Here is a 1,795-nt window from a genome sequence, read left to right as displayed (position 1 = left end):
GGACCGTACGCCGTCGACGAAATCGCATCCGGGGAAAGCGCGCCCAAAGCAACAGGATTCGACAGATGCTCGGTCGACAATTCCTCGGTAATCAGCGGTTTCCCGAGAAAAATCCGCTTGCAGACTTCCGAGAAAGACAGCCGTATTTCTTGCTCGCCGTCCGACGCCGTCACGACCTCAGTCCCATCCCATCCTCTGGTTCGCCAGAAGTGTAAAGGGCACGCTCGGTTGTCGGTCGATGATCGCGAATCCGGGTCCGCCGGGGTCCGCGGGCAGCGTCAGTCGGCGTCGACGCGCAGGATCTCCGTCTCCAGCCTTTCGACTTCCGGCGGGCTGGACTGTTCGACCGGGTAGGGCGCAGGGCGGGATATCCGGGATCCGATGTCGTAGGGAACGATGATTGCGGTCGCACCTGGTATGCGGCTGACGGCCCGAGCCATCTTGTCCGCCGTCCGATCGTGCAACAGCCGGCCCAGCAGTGGTGAGAAGGTGCGCCGCGGCAGCAATACCGTGACCTTGCTTCCCGGGTTCTCATGCATCACTTGCATCACGAACTCTTGAGCGGCCCGGCTCAGCATCCGGTTGGGGCAGTCGACCAGGAGAAACCGGGTGTTGTCATCGAATTCTTCCCAGCTTTCCTGCAGCCGCGCGGCATGGTCGGCGTCGACGACGAAATGGACGGCGAGCAGGTCGTCGGCGTGCAACCCTTTTCCGTAGCGCAGCGCTTCGATTTCGGCTAGGTCGATACAGTCGACGAATACGATCACCCGGAGCCGCGCATGCTTCGCGAATTCTGGACGCTCGGTGCGCGACATCTCCAAGACGGAAGCCTCGGCACGGTACTGCCGATTGAGCCGCATCAGGGTGTACACCAGTATCGGGAAGACAATGACAAAGAGGTAGGCGCCATCTTTGAACTTGGCTGTCAAGAAAATCCCGACCACGATGGTCGACAGGATGCCGGTGCACAGATTGATGGCGGCCTTATATCGCCAGCCGCGCTCGCGGTGCCTGAAGTGGTGTCTGGTCATCCCGTAGCCGGCCATCGAGAATCCGGCGAACACTCCGATCGCGAACAACGGGATCAGCTTCTTAACCGATCCTTCGGTAACCAGTAGCAGCGCCACAGCGAGCCCCGCCAACAGCAGGATTCCGTTGGAGAACACCAGGCGATGGCCGCGTTTGGTCAGCGGTCGGGGTAGGAAACGGTCCTCGGCAACGAAACTGGCCAATGCGGGAAATCCGTTGAAGCCGGTGTTGGCGCCGGTGAACAGGATCGCGGCGCTGGACGCTTGCACCAGAAAATACAACACGTTTCCGACGACGCTTGCGCCGAATACTGTCCGGGCTATCTCGGACAGCATGGACGGATACTCGTCCTTGTATGGCGTTGTGTGGGTGACGTGCGCCAGCCAGGAGACACCGATCAGCAAGAAACCGAGAATGACGGCCATGGCGGTGAGGACTCGACGAGCGTTGACGCCTTGCGGCTCACGAAAGACGTTGGTCGTGTTGGAGATCGCCTCTACGCCGGTCAATGATGAACCACCATTGGCGAATGCGCGTAACAGCACCAGAATCGTCGCGCCCATCACCAGCCCACCGCCATTGCCGGCGCGCACAGCTCCCGCAGCATCGGGGACGTATCTGGGCAAGCCCCACAGCATCTCGCGGATGAAGCCCGTGACGATTGTCAGGGTGATCATGGCGACGAATGAATACGTGGTAATCGCAAACGCCCGACCGGACTGCCGTACGCCCCGCAGATTCGCCAGGCAGATGATCAGCACTATTG

General features: G+C 60.7%; 1 protein-coding gene. It reads right to left on the bottom strand.

From position 1 onward, the window contains the following. Positions 1 to 278 precede the first annotated feature (278 nt). Positions 279 to 1,795: APC family permease (locus tag WBF82_RS20610; RefSeq protein WP_424384790.1), on the bottom strand; the 1,517-nt coding region annotated here is incomplete at its 5' end.

Origin of the sequence: Mycobacterium sp. (genome assembly GCF_049673265.1) — a bacterium.
In the GTDB taxonomy this organism is placed as follows: Bacteria; Actinomycetota; Actinomycetes; order Mycobacteriales; family Mycobacteriaceae; genus Mycobacterium.
This window is presented reverse-complemented; position numbering and strand designations above follow the sequence as displayed.